This window comes from Asticcacaulis solisilvae (assembly GCF_052327315.1).
Lineage (GTDB): Bacteria > Pseudomonadota > Alphaproteobacteria > Caulobacterales > Caulobacteraceae > Asticcacaulis > Asticcacaulis solisilvae_B.
Map to the genome: position 1 here is coordinate 1,548,585 of NZ_CP166196.1, position 15,008 is coordinate 1,563,592.

The following is a 15,008-nucleotide window of genomic DNA, read 5'->3' on the forward strand; positions in this document are numbered from 1 at the left end:
CATGTCCGAAACCACCGAACTCTCCTTCGAAGCGGCGCTGAGCCAGCTGGAAAAGATCGTCACCGAACTCGAATCCGGCCAGGCGCCGCTCGAAAAGTCGCTGGAGCTGTATCAGCGCGGCGCCGAGCTGAAGGCCCTGTGCGAGGCGCGGCTCGAAGCCGCCCGCCTGCAGGTCGAAAAGATTTCCCTGAACAAGGCCGGGCAAGTCGAAGGCGTCGCTCCGGCGAGCTTCGAGTAAATGCTGACCCCCGTAGCAGCCAATTCCGATCTTCCTCCGCTCAAGCAGCGGCTGGCCGAGACCGCCGACCTGGTTACCATGGCGCTGGACGAGCTTCTGCCGCGCGGCGAGGGGCCTGAGGTCCGGCTGACCGAGGCCATGCGCTATGCGGCGCTCGGGCCGGGTAAACGCATCCGTCCCTTCTTCGCGCTCGAGACCGGCCGGTTGCTCGAGGCCGATTCCAATTCGGTGCTGCGCGCCGCCTGCGCGCTTGAATGCATCCACGCCTATAGCCTTGTGCATGACGACCTGCCGTGCATGGACGATGACGACCTGCGCCGGGGGCGGCTGACCGTCCATCGTGCTTATGATGAGGCGACCGCCGTCCTGGCCGGCGACGCCTTGCAAAGCATCGCCTTCGAAATCCTGGCCAGTGAGGACACGCACGAGGACCCTATGGTCCGCTGCGAACTGGTGCGCCTGCTGGCCCAGGCTTCGGGCGCGCTCGGCATGGCCGGCGGCCAGATGATCGACCTGATCGGCGTCCACGACGACCTGGGCGGCGTAGCGCGCATGCAGCGCCTGAAAACCGGCGCGCTGATCGTCCATGCCTTTGAAATCCCGCTGGTTATTGCCGATGCCCCCGAAAAGGAAGGCCTGGCCCTGATGCACTTCGCGCAGGACCTGGGACTGGCCTATCAAATCTCGGACGACGTGCTCGATGTCGAAGGCGACCCGGAGGAGATGGGCAAGGGCACCGGCGGCAAGGACGCCGAAAAGGGCAAGACGAATTTCGTGACCCTGCTTGGCCTCGGCGAGGCCAAGCGCCGCGTGGAGATGCTGAGCGATCAGGCCAAATCGCGGCTTGATATTTTCGGCGGAAAGGCGCGATACTTGCGCGACAGCGTTGACTTTGTTCTCAATCGGCGCAACTGACCAGCCCTCCTGTTACGCCCGCAACGGTACCCGCGTTGATGCCCGACACGCTCCTTCTCGACAGATTGCAGAATGCCGACGGATTCCATCCCGAGGTCATTCACACCTTGAATCCAGCCGAACTGCGCCAGCTGGCCGATGAGGTCCGCGAGGAAACCATCGACGTCGTGTCGAAGATCGGCGGGCATCTGGGCTCGGCGCTGGGCGTGGTCGAACTGACGGTGGCATTGCACCATGTGTTCAACACGCCGCGCGATATTCTGATCTGGGATGTCGGCCATCAATGTTATCCGCACAAGATACTGACCGGGCGTCGCGACCGCATCCGCACCCTGCGTCAGGGCGGCGGGCTGTCGGGCTTTACCAAGCGTTCGGAAAGCGCCTACGACCCGTTCGGCGCGGCCCACGCCGCCACCTCGATCTCGGCGGCCCTGGGCTTCTGCGCCGCGCGTGACCTGAAGGGCGAAAACAACAAGGTCGTGGCCGTGATCGGTGACGGTTCGATGTCGGCGGGCATGGCCTATGAGGCGATGAACAATGCCGCCGAAACGACCAAGAACCTGACCGTCATCCTCAACGACAACGACATGTCGATCGCGCCGCCGGTCGGCGGGATGAGCGCGTACCTGGCCAATCTTGTCTCGGGCGGCACCTACCAGTCGATCCGCCGCATTTCGCGCGGCATCGCCGAACACCTGCCGCGCCCGCTGTTCGAGACGGTGCGCAAGATGGAGGAGTTTTCGCGCACCTGGGTGACCGGCGGGACCTTCTTCGAGGAACTGGGTTTCTACTATGTCGGTCCGATCGACGGCCACAATATGGAGCACCTGCTGGCGGTGCTGAAGCGCGTGCGCGACATCAACGACCGTCCGGTGCTGGTCCACGTCGTGACGCAAAAAGGCAAGGGCTATGTCCCGGCCGAAAGCGCGCCGGACAAGTATCATGGCGTCGCCAAGTTCGATGTCATCACCGGTGAGCAGGCCAAGCCCAAGAGCAATGCCCCGACCTATACCGAGGTCTTCGCCTCCGAGCTGATCAAGCAGGCGCATCGCGATCCCACCGTCGTGGCCATCACCGCCGCCATGCCGTCGGGCACGGGGCTCGACCGTTTCGCCGAGGTCTTCCCCGACCGCGTCTACGATGTCGGCATCGCCGAACAGCACGCCGTGACCTTTGCCGCGGGGCTGGCCGCCGATGGCGCCAAGCCGTTCTGCGCGCTCTATTCGACCTTCCTGCAACGCGGTTACGACCAGGTGGCGCACGATGTCGCCTTGCAGAACCTGCCGGTGCGCTTCGCCATCGACCGCGCCGGCCTGGTTGGCGCCGACGGCGCGACGCACGCCGGTTCCTTCGATATCGGCTATCTGGGCGCATTGCCGAACATGGTGATCATGGCGGCGGCGGATGAGGCCGAACTGGCGGCGATGATCGCGACGGCCACCGCGTACGACGACGGTCCTTCAGCCTTCCGCTATCCGCGCGGCGAAGGCGTAGGCATCAATATCCCCGAAATGTCGGAACCGCTGGCCATCGGCAAGGGCCGCATCGTTCGCGAAGGCTCCAAGGTCGCCATCCTGTCGCTGGGTACGCGCCTGACGGATGCGCTCAAGGCCGCCGACATGCTGGCGGCGCGCGGCCTGTCGACGACAGTCGCCGATGCGCGCTTCGCCAAGCCGATCGACCGTGAGCTGGTGCTGCAACTGGCGCGCCATCACGAATGCCTGATCACGGTGGAAGAGGGCTCCGAAGGCGGCTTCGGCGCCTTCGTGCTGCAGTTCCTGGCGGCGGAATGCGCGCTCGACGCCGGCCTGAAAATCCGTACGCTGACCCTGCCGGACCGCTTCCAGGACCAGGATACGATGAACGCCATGTATGCCGATGCCGGCCTTGATGCGGCGGGCATCACGCTGACGGCGCTGAAAGCCTTGGGGCTGGAAGAGGCGATGATCGCCAAGAGCGCCAAGCGATAAAAGAAAAACGGCGCCCTGAGGCGCCGTTTCCATATCCGGTCTACTGGTTCAGGATGATCGAGGCGATCACGCCCGAGGCGACGGCCGCCAGGACGTAGTTGCCGTCCACTTCGCGCCATTCATAGCCGTAGGGCGGCTGGCGGAGATGGTAGTACCGGTAGTCGATGTGGCGGCCGCGATTCCAGTCGCCCCAGCCGACATAGCCGCCGCGGCGCCAGTCGGACCGGTCGCGCCAACCGCGATGGTAGCCGTTGTCGTAGTGGCCGCGGTCATGATAGCCGCGATTGTAGCCGTGGTCGTAACCGCGATCGTAGCGGCCGTGGTCGCGATCATGGTCGTGCCAGCCCTGGGCCTGGGCGGCGGTGCCGAAGGCCAGGGAACCGGCCAGGACGGCCATCGCCGTCGTCGTCAGAATGCGTTTCATGGTGATCTCCTTCGTACGCAAAATCACCCCCGATGACGCATACGATACGCCTTTCGACATGAACCTGTAATGAACATTGAGGTTCAAAAAAATTCAGGCAACATCAAGAGCTTCGGTATCCGCTTCGCGGCCCGGACCCAGCATTTCGGTCCATAGTCCGGCCATGTCGGCGACGGCGTAGGACGCGTCGTTTACCAGGCCGGCAAAGAGGTCGAAGCCCAGCGGCAGGGTGTCGTAACGCCGGTAGATCGTGCGCACGCGCGCCGCCAGAAGGCGTTTGGCGAAGGCTTCGGCCTGGGGCGCGATGGCGTCGAGGCCGGCGGAGACGATCAGGGTGCGCGGCTGGCCGGCCAGGACGCCTTCCGTGGCGGGCGAAATCTTCGGATCGGCCGGGTCCACGCCCGCGCCGGCATAATGCGCAACCATGATGTCGAGGTCGGCGGCGTTGAGCGGCCAGTGTCCGGCCTGTGCGCCCGACTTGATCGCCGGATCGGCCAGGCCAAGCAGCGGCGTCACCAGGAGCTGCCCGGCGGGCAGGGGCCTGAAATCACGACGCAGGTCCAGGCACAGGCGCGCCGCCAGGCTGGCGCCGGTCAGCACGCCGCCGACGGCCACGTCACCCGACGTGGCGCCGAGGCGGAAGGCGTTCGCTTGCGCCCATTCGAACGCCGCGCGGGCATCTTCACACGCGGCGGGGAAACGATAAAGCGGCGCCAGCCGGTATTCCGGAATGAAGACCGGGCAGCGCGCATGGTGGGCGAACAGGGCGCAGAAGGCGCGCGACAGTTCCGGCCCGCCCAGCACGCCACCGCCCTGGTGGAAGAAGACCAGCAGGGGCGCGTCCGCCGCAATCGTCGCCGGGCGGACAAGCAGCCCGCGCATGGGGGACGGTCCGTAAGGCGATCCGACGGGTTCCGCGCCGATGTCCTCGATCCTGACGCGTGCGGCCGACGGCGTGCCCAGCAGGGCCGCCATGTCCTGCCACTCCTGGCGCGCCTGTTCCAGGCTTTTGCCGGCGAGGCTCAGGGGCTGGGCGGCGGCGCCGGCGAACCAAGACCGCCACAGGAACTGGATTTGCGGATCGAGCGTCCGGCCATCCGTATAGACCACGCCGCCGCCTGCAAAGAAACGCAGGCATGCCGGCGGCAGGGACAGGACCTGCTTCAACAGCCACAGGCGCAGGAGGGACGTACGCATCGTGTCTCCACATTCCGAGTCGCCGCCGGTCGGAGGCATCCATTCGATTTAACACCATTCGGTGGCGCGCGCCCAAGGTCTCGCGCAATAATTTTGCTTTCGAGATGCAATAGTGGGACATTTTCGCCAATATTGGCAGGAAATCGCAGGCCTGTACCCGGCTTGTAACGCCTTTTCGTTTGACCGATCGGTAAACCACTGGCTTAATGTTTCCACAATTCGTTACTCTGGCTGCCTATGCTAAGGGGAGCGGCGCTTTTGCCGGTCCCGGACTTGCTGCTACCGAGACCACGATTGTCCGCGGGAGGTCGAAGCCCTGCGGCTCGATAACAGCTCGTTCAAGGAGAGCGCACATGGCCGAAGGTACGGTCAAATGGTTCAACAGCACCAAGGGCTTTGGTTTCATCCAGCCCTCGTCGGGCGGCAATGACGTGTTCGTCCACATCTCGGCCGTTCAGCGCGCAGGCCTGCAAGGCCTGTCGGACGGCCAGAAGGTCAGCTACGAGCTGCAAACCGAGCGCGGCAAGACCGCGGCAGTCGATATCAAGCTGCTCTGATCGCATCAGAATTCTGAGGCAAAAGACGCAGGTCCGGGCAACCGGGCCTGCGTTTTGTTTTGTGGCGCGCGGGACTACGCCTTCGGCGCGGCGGCCAGCATGGCCTTGACGTCGATCGCGCCCATGCCGTCGGCGCGATAGTCGCGCAGGCTTTTCGATCCCTTGCGCTTGGCCAGGCGGCGGCCCTCGTCGTCAAGCAGCAGGGCATGGTGGTGATAGCGCGGGGTGGCCAGGCCCAGCAGGGCCTGGAGCAGGACCTGGGTATGCGTCGCATCGAACAGGTCGTGGCCGCGCACGATGTCGGTGACGCCCTGGCGCGCATCGTCGACGACGACCGCCAGGTGATAGGCGATGCCGATATCCTTGCGGCCCAGCACGACGTCGCCGTTGATCTCGGGGCGGGCGGGATGAATGCCTGGACGGAAAGCCATTTCCCGGAAATCGAGCCTGTCATAGCCTGCGCCGAGGTGTAAGCGGGCGGCCTCAAGCGACAGCCGCCAGGCGGGATTGTCCGCCGTCTCCTGAACGGCTTCGGCTTCATCGCCTTGCGGGGCGCTGAGGGCAGCCTCGACCTGGGTCTTGCGCGTGCGGTGGTCGGGATAGACGACGCCCATGGCGCGCAGGTCGTCCAGCGCGGCCTGGTAGTCGGCCAGGTGTTCGCTTTGCCGCAACACCGGCCCGGGCCAGGTGACACCCAGCCAGGCCAGGTCCTCGTATATGGCCGTCTCGAACGAAGGCCGGCAGCGGGTATGGTCGATATCCTCGATGCGCAGGATGAATTCGCCGCCCGCGGCCTGCGCCGCGTCGAAGGCCGTCAGGGCGCTGAAGGCGTGCCCCAGGTGCAGGTAGCCGGTGGGCGAGGGGGCAAAGCGGGTAATGAAGGTCATGCCGCCAGCATAAATGCCCGTCATCGAAAATTCACTGTTTCCTTTCGGTGGAATCGGGTTCAATCTATCCACAGGCTGAGGCACCGGATTACAGGCGTGCGACAGACGCCTCTCCCGCTCCGGTACCCGTGGCCAGTAACCCGCGCCATAAGGAGCTTCGTCTTCAAAAATTGCGTTTGCCATAAGCCGCCTGACAGATCCGACCGGAGGATGTCATGCAGGTCCTGAAACACCCGCCGCACGACTGGCGCGCCCTCGTGCTCAATGCCGATTTCCGGCCTCTGTCCTACTATCCGCTGTCGACCAAGCCTTGGCAGGAGGTCGTAAAGGCGGTCTTCGAGGATCGCGTCGACGTGGTGCAGACCTACGACGTCGAAATCCATTCGCCGTCGATGAAGATGCGGCTGCCCAGCGTCGTCAGCCTCAAGACCTATATCGACCAGAACCGGCCGCCGGCCTTTACGCGCTACAATGTCTTCCTGCGCGACCGGTTCCGCTGCCAGTACTGCGGCTCTCCTCATGAACTGACCTTCGACCATGTCCTGCCGGTCAGCCAGGGCGGCAAGTCGAGCTGGCAGAACATCCTGACGGCGTGCGCCCCGTGCAACCTGCGCAAGGGCGGCAAGACGCCGCAACAGGCGCGCATGATGCCGACAAAAAATCCACACCGTCCGACAATGTTTCAGTTGCAGGAGCTCGGACGCTCTTTTCCCCCTAACTATCTGCACGAAAGTTGGATAGATTACCTGTACTGGGACACACCTCTGGAGGCGTAAGCGCTTTCCGGACACCGGTGGCCCGGGCAAGGTGGGGATACTGACGCCAGAACGGCGCGGCATAGCAGAAAGTTTGGCGGCACATGTCATCCGTGCGGTTCGAAATGGACAAACGCGCCTTCGGTGTCGTCAATTTCGTGCGCGGCAAGGGGCAGACGCGGTACGCCGTCGAACCGCTGAAGACGGCGCTGGAAGCCACCCTCAATGTGCGCGTGACGGCGAAACGCGAAAAGCTGTTCGGTCCCAAGGTGCACAGCTTCACCTTCATGGGCGAGACCATGAAGGTGCTGATGACCGACAGCGGCGATGCGCGGCTCGACCTCGGCCATATCGACGACGAGGTGCGTGAGACCCTGTTGGAGCACATGCGCCAGAGCCTGGACTTCGACGGCCGCTAAGGCGCTTTACGAAGATCACGAATTGCGCTCTTCTCACGGTCGGGAAGGGGATTTCCTATGACCGAACCTGCCGACGCCCGGCCTAAGGGCCTGCTGCATTTCCTGAAGATACTCGGACCGGGCCTGATTACCGGGGCGTCGGACGACGATCCGTCGGGCATCGCGACCTATAGCCAGGCCGGGGCGCAATACGGGCTTACGACCCTGTGGACGGCGTTGATCACCTTTCCGCTGATGGCGGCGGTCCAGGAAATGTGCGCCCGCATCGGCGTCGTCACCTCCCACGGCCTGACCGGCCTTCTGAAACGCCACTATCCCAGGCCGGTCCTGTGGCTGATGGTGCTGTTCAGCTTCCCGGCGATCATCCTAAATATCGGCGCGGACCTGGCCGGCATGGGGGCCGTATCGAACCTGATCTTGCCCAAGGTGCCGTCCGAAGCCTTTTCCGCCGGCTTCGCCGTCGTGCTGATGCTGGCCATCGTGTTCCTGCCCTACCAGAAATTCGCCGCGGTCCTGAAATGGCTGTGCGCGGCCCTGCTGGTCTATCTGGTGGTGCCCTTCCTGTGCAGCACGGACTGGATGGCCGTGCTGAAAAACACCTTTATTCCGCAGGTCCAGTTCAACAAGGACTTCGTCAACGTCCTGGTCGCCATCCTTGGCACGACGATCTCGCCCTATCTCTTCTTCTGGCAGGCGACCATGGAGGTCGAAACCGTGCGCTGCGACCACGTCGTCATCGACAAGCGCTACGTGCGCGATGTCGGTTTCGACGTCGACTTCGGCATGTTGTTCTCCAACATCGTCACCTTCTTCATCATCCTGACGGCGGGGACTGTGCTGTTCAACGCCGGCATCCATCAGATCGATACGGTGGAGCAGGCCGCCCGGGCGCTGGAGCCGCTGGCGGGGAAGGGGGCCTATTACCTCTTCGCCCTGGGCGTCGTCGGTACGGGCCTTCTGGCCATCCCGGTGCTCAGCGGCTCGCTGTCCTACATCATCTCCGAAGCGTTCGGATGGCGCGAGGGGCTGGACCGGAAGTTCGTCGAGGCCAAGGCGTTTTATACGGTGGCGATCCTGTCGCTGATCATCGGCTTGTTGATCAACTATCTCGGCATCAGCCCGATCAAGGCGCTGATCTGGTCCGCCATTCTGTACGGGGTGACGTCGCCGGTGATCATCGCCATCGTGCTGCACATCTCGAACAACAAGACAGTCATGGGCGACTATACGAACGGCTTCTGGTCGAACCTGTTCGGCGCCGGGGCGTTCCTGCTGATGACGGCGTCGGCCGGGTTCCTGATCTACTACCAGTTTGCCGGGTAATCAGATCTTCTCGCTGATCTTGATCGCCGCCATGCAGCCGGCCTTGATGACGGCCGACAGGAGCGGGTAGGCCGGGGCTTCGCGCGCGCCCTGTTCGATCGCGCGGTCGTGATGGCCCAGTTCGTCGTCGCGGAACCCCGCCAGCTTCGCCGCCAGCTCCGGATCGGACGCCTGGACGTCCCTGACCTGGCCGGCATAGTGCTCGCCGATCACGCTTTCGACCGCTTCGGTGCAGGCGTGCGCCGCCTTTTCGCCCAGCAGGGCCGTGCCGATACCCAGGCCCAGGGCCGCCAGCCGCCAAACGGGTGTCATGACGGTCGGCCGGACGCCGCGTTCGCACATCAGGGCTTCGAACGCGTCGAGATGAACCTGTTCCTCGCCCTGCATGACCTCGAACTGCTTGCCGAAGGCGTCCTTTTTCGTGCCGCCGAAGACCAGGCTCTGGCCGCGGTAGATATGGACGGCCGCCAGTTCACCGGCATGGTCGACGCGCAGTATCTCGGCCAGCCGGTCGGTGCTTGCACCCAGGCCGGGCCTGGGTGGGATGTCGGGGTGGTCGGCGGTCGTCGTCATGGGTGGACCTTGCGGCGGGGCGAGCGGAAGCGGACGGAAGCGGTCAGGCTGAGGACCGCCAGGACGGTCGAGATGATGGCATTATAGCCGGCCATGCTGAGGCCGAACATGCGCCATGCCGCCACATCGCACTGCGGACCCCGCGTCGTGGCGCCGCCGAGGAAGGCGGCCATCTGGTCGATGCTGATCTCGCCGCGCGCGGCCGTGCAGCTTTCGGGGCCGGGCCACCACTTCCATTCCACGCCGGCATGGAAGGTCGCGAGCGCCGCGCCGGTGGCGAAGATGGCGAACAGCACGAACGAAAAGACGCGCGGGGGGCCCTTGGCGCCGGTGAACAGCGCCCAGACGCTGCACACGCCCGAGACGCCGACCGCGATCCAGTAGATGTCGCGCTGCTTGAGGCACAGGTGGCAGGGATTGAGGCCCTGGAACAGCTGGAACCACCAGGCCGTCGCCAGCATGGCCAGGGACAGGAACAGGGCGGTCAGGCTCCACCAGCGGCTGAAAGCCAGGGCCAGCTTGGTGTTGGCGATTCGCGTGCGCAAGGTCGTCATCAGTGGCCCTTCGCCAGATACTTCATGGCGACGAATCCTATCACGATGACGGCGATAACGACAGTGCCGACCAGATAAATCCGCTTTTCGATCAGCTCTGTAACCTCCGGGCCGAAGCGCTTGCACAGCCAGGCCACCAGCATGAAGCGCGCCGTGCGCGTGATCGCCGACGCCAGGAAGAACTGCAGCAGGGAAAAATGCGCCAGGCCCGCGGCGATGGTGGTGATCTTGTACGGAATGGGCGTGACACCCTTGGCCAGGATGACGAAGAAGCCCCACTGGCCGAACCATTGGCGATAGGCCTCGAGCCCCTCGGAATGGCCGAAGAATTTGAGAATGGCCAGGCCGATGGGCTCAAGGCTGTAGCCGATGAAATAGCCGAGGAAACCGCCGATCACCGACGCCACGGAACAGATCAGCGCATAGCGCCAGGCATTTTCCGGGCGCTTCAGCACCATGGGCGCCAGCATGATGTCGGGAGGGATGGGGAAGAAGGAGGCTTCGGCGAACGATACGACAGCCAGGGCCTTTTCGGCATGGCGGCCGCCGGCCAGGGTCATCATCCAGTTGTAAAGGCGTCTCAGCACGAACGGTTTCCGGCAAATGTGGCAAATATCAATGCCCTTAACAGGACTTTGGCGGCTTGTCGCGAGGAAGCGCGTCCGTGGGCGCGATTGCGGGCGGAAATTTTCCGGCCTCCATGTCAATGGCGTAACATTGGTCACCGTTCATTAGGGTAAATCGTCAAACTCTTGAAAATTACTCATTTGTAATTGGTCCGGTATCCCGGCATTTAGGATACTGCCCTACGAAGGATTCGTTGTTCAGATGACGCAGACTACGCTTACGCTTGACGAGTACATGCCTTATCGCCTGGCGGTGGCGTCCAACGCCGTCAGCACCCTGATCGCGACCGCCTATGAAAACCTCTACGGCCTGCGAATTCCGGAATGGCGCCTGATCATGATCCTGCGCGAGGACGGTCCTTCGACGCAGCAGGCGCTGGTCAAGCGCGCCGGCATGGACAAGGTCACCATCTCGCGCGCCGCCCAGGCCCTGGCCAAGCGCCGCCTGATCACGCGCGCTCCGCATGAGCATGATGGGCGTTCGCACCACCTGATCCTGACGGCCGAAGGCGAGCGCCTGTTCGCCGACGTCGCGCCGGCGGCGATCGAGTACGAAAAGGTCATGCTGGCCGAATTCTCGCTCGATGAAGTGCTGCAGTTCAAGAAGCTGCTGCGCCGCGTCGAGGAAGCCGCGCTCAAGGCGCAGGGCAACCGCTAGGCTCTGTACTCAATAAGGTTGCGCGTTTGATGGATTGTTGATTCAAAGTCTCTTTTAACTCGGAGGCTTTGCATGGCACGTCAATTAACGTGGTTGAACGATGCAGAATGGGCACGGATAGAGCCACTGCTTCCTAGGGGTCGCAAGGGCGCGCACCGTGTAGATGACCGACGTGTCGTCTCCGGCATCGTACACATGTTGAGGATTGGTGCTCGCTGGCGTGACTGTCCTCCAGAGTATGGTCCCTACACAACCATCTACAATCGCTTTCACCGCTGGAGTCAGCAGGGCGTCTGGTTCGCAATCTTCGAAGCCTTGAGCGGAGCTAGCGGCGTATGGGGTTCGGTCGCCATCGATTCGACCAGCATCAAGGTTCATCGCTCGGCGGCGGGCGCAAAAGGGGGGCCTTCGCGCAAAGTATCGGCATCTCACGTGGCGGACGCACCAGCAAAATCCACGGCCTGACCGACACCACTGGACGCCCACGGGTTCTGCTGCTTTCGCCCGGTAACATCAGTGACATGACCATGGCACCAGCACTGATTGAAGCAGCCCGTGGGCGCTTCGATCAAATGATTGCTGATCGCGGCTACGACAGCAATGCCATTCGTGCCGCCATCAAAGCCAACGACGCCGAAGTTGTCATCCCGCCAACACGCAGTCGCAAAACGCCCATCCCCTACAATCGCGACGCCTATCGTACCCGAAACCTTGTGGAACGCCTGTGGTGTCGACTCAAAGACTGGCGCCGTATCGCCACGCGATATGACAAAATCGCAGCCAACTATATGGCGGGTGTCTTCATCGCTGCCATCATCTCATTCTGGTGCTAATTGAGTCCGGAGCCTAATCCGCTGAAAAGCCACAGCTGAGGGGAAAAATCCCGTTCCGGATACGGTAAATGGGCGTTGCGGACTCGCGCCCTTCAGTGCAATCTGTTAACCTTCCAAAACGGCTGTGCACCGAGGTGCCACCAAGGGGAAAGGAGGGGAGGCCGACATGGACGACAAATATGATGCGCCGCCCGTGGCCGATTTCCCCACCGACGTCGGCGGCCACCACGATTTCCTGTTCTGGACGGCGGTGACGGTCTGTCTGATCGTCCTGGCCAGCATTCTCACCATCGTCTTCAAGAACGCCCAGCGCGATGCGTCGGGCGGTGGCGGCGGCGCCATCGACCGCCGGGTCGATGCAGTGAAGAAGCTTCTGTCGACGGCCGCCAAGGCCGGTCCGGACGACCAGGTCGAAAAGGCCGAAAAGGCGCGCGCCGCCATCTCCGAGAATTTCCAGCATACGCTCAAGCTCAGCGCCGAGCTGAACAAGGTGGTGGGCAAGCTCAACACCGCGATCGAAGGCACGAAGGAAGAGGTGTACAAGCCCAAGGGGGCGGCGCCCGCGGCCATGGGCGGGACCGTCATCAACATCGCCGTCAATGCCTCCGAGGTCCAGCCGATGGCTGCCGCCGTGCCTGCGCCCTATGCCGCGGCGCCTGCCGACGCCGCGCCCGAAAAGGTGCCGATGAGTGCCGACGAGAAGAGCGAGGCCATCTGGAAGGCCGTGCAAAAGCTGTTCAATTACTGGAAGAATATGAGTGCCGTCGCCACGGCCTTCCGCGCCGCCCAGGCGCAGCTGATGGCGTCGCCGGCGTGGGAAGACCCGCGCGAAGAGGGCATGGGCCCGGGTAAGTCGAGGAAGTAATGGCGCGTTCCGATCCCGGTTTTGACGATACGTTCGGCGGCGACGCGCCCGACCCGTCCGGCTATGGCCCCGGCCTGCACGTCGATCCGCGCATCCTCGTCACCCTGATCATACTGGGCCTGGCTATCCTGGCCGTAGGCGCGCTGGCTTTTTATACCGGCCGGCAGCGCGGCCGCCGCCGTCTGGCGCGCCAGCGCGAGGCTTCGGCCGAGGCTATCTACAAAAGCGTGCGCTGGCATCTCGACCGGGCGCTGAAATCGTCCGGCGCGGTGATCCTCGAGCGCGCGCGCGAGGTCGGCGAGGTCCTGGAAGCCCGCCTGGGTTTTGTCATCGCGCTCAATGCCAAGCCCGGCAAGATCGTCGGCGAACTGGACACGGCGCTGAAGGGTGAAAAACCGTCGGCCGCGCCCGATCCGACACCCAAGGTCAAGGTCGCCCTGGCCACCGAGGCCCACTACCTCGAAGTGTGGAAGGCCCTGCAGGGCCTGAACAAGCTGTGGCAGGACAAGCCGGCCGTCATGGCCATGATCCGCGCGGCGCAGGACGAGCTGGCCACGCCGCCCAGGCCCGAAAGGGCGCCGGTCCGGGCGCCCGTCGAAAAGCCCAAAGCCGTCAAGGAAAAAGCCGGTCATCATAAGGCTGCGCCCGTGGCCAAGCCCGTTGCCGCTGCCTCCGAGGCCGCGCCCGATCCGTCGCCGACACCCCCGCCGCCGGCTCCCGCGCCCAAGCGCGGCAAGAAATTGCCGGTGCACAAGCGCAATATGCTTGCCTGATCAAGGTTGCGGTGCAACAAATCGGCGTTGTGAAGATCTTACTTCGGTGTAAGTTTCTAAAACGGATCAAAAAAGCATATAAATATCCTGCACTTTTCAGTGCCGATTTCATAAAGATATTACAAATATCGCCTGGCAATGCTTATGCGCTGACCCGTTAATGACGCGCCGAAAGGCATTATTTACCCCTTTGCGCCATTCTTTGCCGACAGGTAGAGGATTGTATTTCGTGTTCAGGGGCTGGCTGTCCAAAATCGCTGCGAACAATCGCGGCAATGTCACGATGATCGTGGCCCTGAGCGCGGTGCCGTTGCTGCTCACCAGCGTTGGTGTGCTTGAAATCACCTCCATTTCCAACGACCACGGCAAGCTTCAGGCGGCGGCCGACGCCGGCGCGCTTGCCGGTGCCGGACGCCTGTCCGTCGCCACCGGCACGGTTTCCGGGCCGACGGCCACGGCGACGACCGTGACGCAGCAGACGGCTGCGCAGTCCGGGATCACGTCCCAGGTCAATGTCCAGGTCACGGTCGCACCGGACAACAGCGCCGTCACGGTGGTTGCCTCCACGGTGCACACGCCGATTGTCGACCTGCTTGGCACCCGCACCATCACCGCCACGGCCAAGGCCGAAAACATGGGCCATATCCCGCTGTGCGTGTTGCAGACCGGCACGGGCGGGGTCCGGTTGCAGAACCAGGCGCGCATCCGAGCCACGGGCTGCGCCGTCCACGCCAATGACGACATCAAGATCGATCCCGGCGCCATGGTCCAGTCGGACCGCACCGAAGCCGTCGGCACGATTACGGGGCCCGTGTCGCCCGCCGGCTTCTCCGGCGCCATGAATATCGACGATCCGTTCGCCTCGATGAACCTCAACCCGCCGCTCGACTGCATCGGCAAGCCGCTGAAGATCAAGGAACTGACCGGGCTGGTCCTGCCGCTTCTGCCGGGTGTGCATTGCGAGCAGTACGAGATCGACAAGGACGCGACCCTGATCCTGCTGCCGGGCGAGCACTACTTCATGAACGACGTGAACGCACACGAAAACGCCATCATAACCGGCGACGACGTGGTGCTCATCTTCGGCTCCACCAAGAAGATCAACTTCGCCGACAAGGCCCAGGTCACGCTGGGGGCGCGCAAGAGCGGTCCGTTCGCCGGCTTCCTGCTGGTGACGACGCGCGACAACACGCAAACCTTCACGATCGCGTCGGACCACGTCAACAAGCTGCTGGGCACCATCTACATCCCGAACGCGACGCTGGATGTCGAAACCTCGGGCAATGTCGCCCAGGATTCGGCGTGGAGCATCATCGTGGCCGAGAACCTGATCCTGAAGCAGAACCCCAACCTGGTGATCAATTCGGGCTATGTCGGGTCAGGCGTGCCGGTGCCGGACGGCGTCGGCCCCAACCGCAACAATCCGAAACTGGCGCAGTAG

17 protein-coding genes and 1 pseudogene are annotated in these 15,008 nt (G+C 63.5%); 12 read left to right on the forward strand and 6 right to left on the reverse strand.

Going from position 1 to position 15,008, the window contains the following annotated elements:
* Nucleotide 1 precedes the first annotated feature (1 nt).
* Genes AB8717_RS07015 through dxs form a run of 3 tightly spaced genes read left to right on the forward strand, consistent with a single transcriptional unit; the run spans nucleotide 2 to nucleotide 3,123 of the window.
* Nucleotides 2-238: an exodeoxyribonuclease VII small subunit gene (locus AB8717_RS07015; protein ID WP_443750318.1), complete on the forward strand. Its 237-nt coding sequence runs from the start codon at nucleotides 2-4 to the stop codon at nucleotides 236-238.
* 3 nt (nucleotides 239-241) lie between these two features.
* The gene (locus tag AB8717_RS07020; RefSeq protein ID WP_443750866.1) at nucleotides 242-1,153 is read left to right on the forward strand and encodes a polyprenyl synthetase family protein; all 912 of its coding nucleotides are present in this window, start codon (nucleotides 242-244) and stop codon (nucleotides 1,151-1,153) included.
* Nucleotides 1,154-1,188: 35 nt separating this feature from the next.
* Nucleotides 1,189-3,123: a 1-deoxy-D-xylulose-5-phosphate synthase gene (gene dxs / locus AB8717_RS07025; RefSeq protein WP_443750319.1), complete on the forward strand. Its 1,935-nt coding sequence runs from the start codon at nucleotides 1,189-1,191 to the stop codon at nucleotides 3,121-3,123.
* Between the two features lie 40 nt (nucleotides 3,124-3,163).
* On the opposite strand, the gene AB8717_RS07030 is transcribed toward dxs, so the two are convergent.
* Both AB8717_RS07030 and AB8717_RS07035 read right to left on the reverse strand, forming a co-directional pair.
* Entirely contained in the window at nucleotides 3,164-3,547 is a 384-nt protein-coding gene (locus AB8717_RS07030; protein WP_443750320.1) for an RcnB family protein, read from the reverse strand.
* Nucleotides 3,548-3,640: 93 nt separating this feature from the next.
* Entirely contained in the window at nucleotides 3,641-4,744 is a 1,104-nt protein-coding gene (locus AB8717_RS07035; RefSeq protein WP_443750321.1) for an alpha/beta hydrolase, read from the reverse strand.
* Nucleotides 4,745-5,097: 353 nt separating this feature from the next.
* Here AB8717_RS07035 and AB8717_RS07040 point away from each other — a divergent pair, with 353 nt between their 5' ends.
* Nucleotides 5,098-5,301 (forward strand): cold-shock protein, encoded by a 204-nt coding sequence (locus AB8717_RS07040; RefSeq protein ID WP_443750322.1) that lies wholly within the window; start codon nucleotides 5,098-5,100, stop codon nucleotides 5,299-5,301.
* Nucleotides 5,302-5,375: 74 nt separating this feature from the next.
* On the opposite strand, the gene gluQRS is transcribed toward AB8717_RS07040, so the two are convergent.
* Nucleotides 5,376-6,188 carry a tRNA glutamyl-Q(34) synthetase GluQRS gene (gene gluQRS, locus AB8717_RS07045; protein WP_443750867.1) on the reverse strand — a complete coding sequence of 271 codons (813 nt, stop codon included), beginning with the start codon at nucleotides 6,186-6,188 and terminating at the stop codon, nucleotides 5,376-5,378.
* Nucleotides 6,189-6,403: 215 nt separating this feature from the next.
* Here gluQRS and AB8717_RS07050 point away from each other — a divergent pair, with 215 nt between their 5' ends.
* The 3 genes from AB8717_RS07050 to AB8717_RS07060 all read left to right on the forward strand — a co-directional run bounded on the left by AB8717_RS07050 (nucleotide 6,404) and on the right by AB8717_RS07060 (nucleotide 8,685).
* A complete protein-coding gene (locus AB8717_RS07050) occupies nucleotides 6,404-6,964 on the forward strand; it encodes an HNH endonuclease (RefSeq protein ID WP_443750323.1) in 561 nt (186 codons plus the stop codon).
* 104 nt (nucleotides 6,965-7,068) lie between these two features.
* On the forward strand, nucleotides 7,069-7,362 hold the full coding sequence (locus AB8717_RS07055) for a hypothetical protein (protein WP_443750324.1): 294 nt from the start codon (nucleotides 7,069-7,071) through the stop codon (nucleotides 7,360-7,362).
* A gap of 57 nt (nucleotides 7,363-7,419) precedes the next feature.
* Complete coding sequence (locus AB8717_RS07060) at nucleotides 7,420-8,685, forward strand: NRAMP family divalent metal transporter (protein ID WP_443750325.1); 1,266 nt, start codon at nucleotides 7,420-7,422, stop codon at nucleotides 8,683-8,685.
* Here AB8717_RS07060 and AB8717_RS07065 read toward each other — a convergent pair whose 3' ends face one another.
* The 3 genes from AB8717_RS07065 to AB8717_RS07075 are packed head-to-tail and all read right to left on the reverse strand — an operon-like array spanning nucleotide 8,686 to nucleotide 10,399.
* Nucleotides 8,686-9,258, reverse strand: coding sequence for a demethoxyubiquinone hydroxylase family protein (locus AB8717_RS07065; RefSeq protein WP_443750326.1), 573 nt, complete (start codon nucleotides 9,256-9,258; stop codon nucleotides 8,686-8,688). It abuts the gene before it with no gap.
* A complete protein-coding gene (locus tag AB8717_RS07070) occupies nucleotides 9,255-9,812 on the reverse strand; it encodes a disulfide bond formation protein B (RefSeq protein WP_443750327.1) in 558 nt (185 codons plus the stop codon). The genes AB8717_RS07065 and AB8717_RS07070 overlap by 4 nt, the downstream gene beginning before the upstream one ends.
* Nucleotides 9,812-10,399, reverse strand: coding sequence for a YqaA family protein (locus AB8717_RS07075; protein ID WP_443750328.1), 588 nt, complete (start codon nucleotides 10,397-10,399; stop codon nucleotides 9,812-9,814). The genes AB8717_RS07070 and AB8717_RS07075 overlap by 1 nt, the downstream gene beginning before the upstream one ends.
* Nucleotides 10,400-10,640: 241 nt before the next feature.
* Between AB8717_RS07075 and AB8717_RS07080 the strand changes: the two genes are divergently transcribed.
* From AB8717_RS07080 to AB8717_RS07100, 5 genes and pseudogenes are all read left to right on the forward strand, one after another.
* Nucleotides 10,641-11,096 carry a MarR family winged helix-turn-helix transcriptional regulator gene (locus AB8717_RS07080; RefSeq protein ID WP_443750329.1) on the forward strand — a complete coding sequence of 152 codons (456 nt, stop codon included), beginning with the start codon at nucleotides 10,641-10,643 and terminating at the stop codon, nucleotides 11,094-11,096.
* A 72-nt stretch (nucleotides 11,097-11,168) separates the two neighbouring features.
* A pseudogene (locus AB8717_RS07085) lies at nucleotides 11,169-11,863 on the forward strand (IS5 family transposase); the annotation flags it as partial.
* A gap of 232 nt (nucleotides 11,864-12,095) precedes the next feature.
* Nucleotides 12,096-12,794 carry a hypothetical protein gene (locus AB8717_RS07090; protein WP_443750330.1) on the forward strand — a complete coding sequence of 233 codons (699 nt, stop codon included), beginning with the start codon at nucleotides 12,096-12,098 and terminating at the stop codon, nucleotides 12,792-12,794.
* Nucleotides 12,794-13,567, forward strand: a complete 774-nt coding sequence (locus AB8717_RS07095) for a hypothetical protein (RefSeq protein ID WP_443750331.1) — start codon at nucleotides 12,794-12,796, stop codon at nucleotides 13,565-13,567. Before AB8717_RS07090 ends, AB8717_RS07095 begins: the two co-directional genes overlap by 1 nt.
* A 229-nt stretch (nucleotides 13,568-13,796) precedes the next feature.
* Nucleotides 13,797-15,008, forward strand: coding sequence for a pilus assembly protein TadG-related protein (locus AB8717_RS07100; protein ID WP_443750332.1), 1,212 nt, complete (start codon nucleotides 13,797-13,799; stop codon nucleotides 15,006-15,008).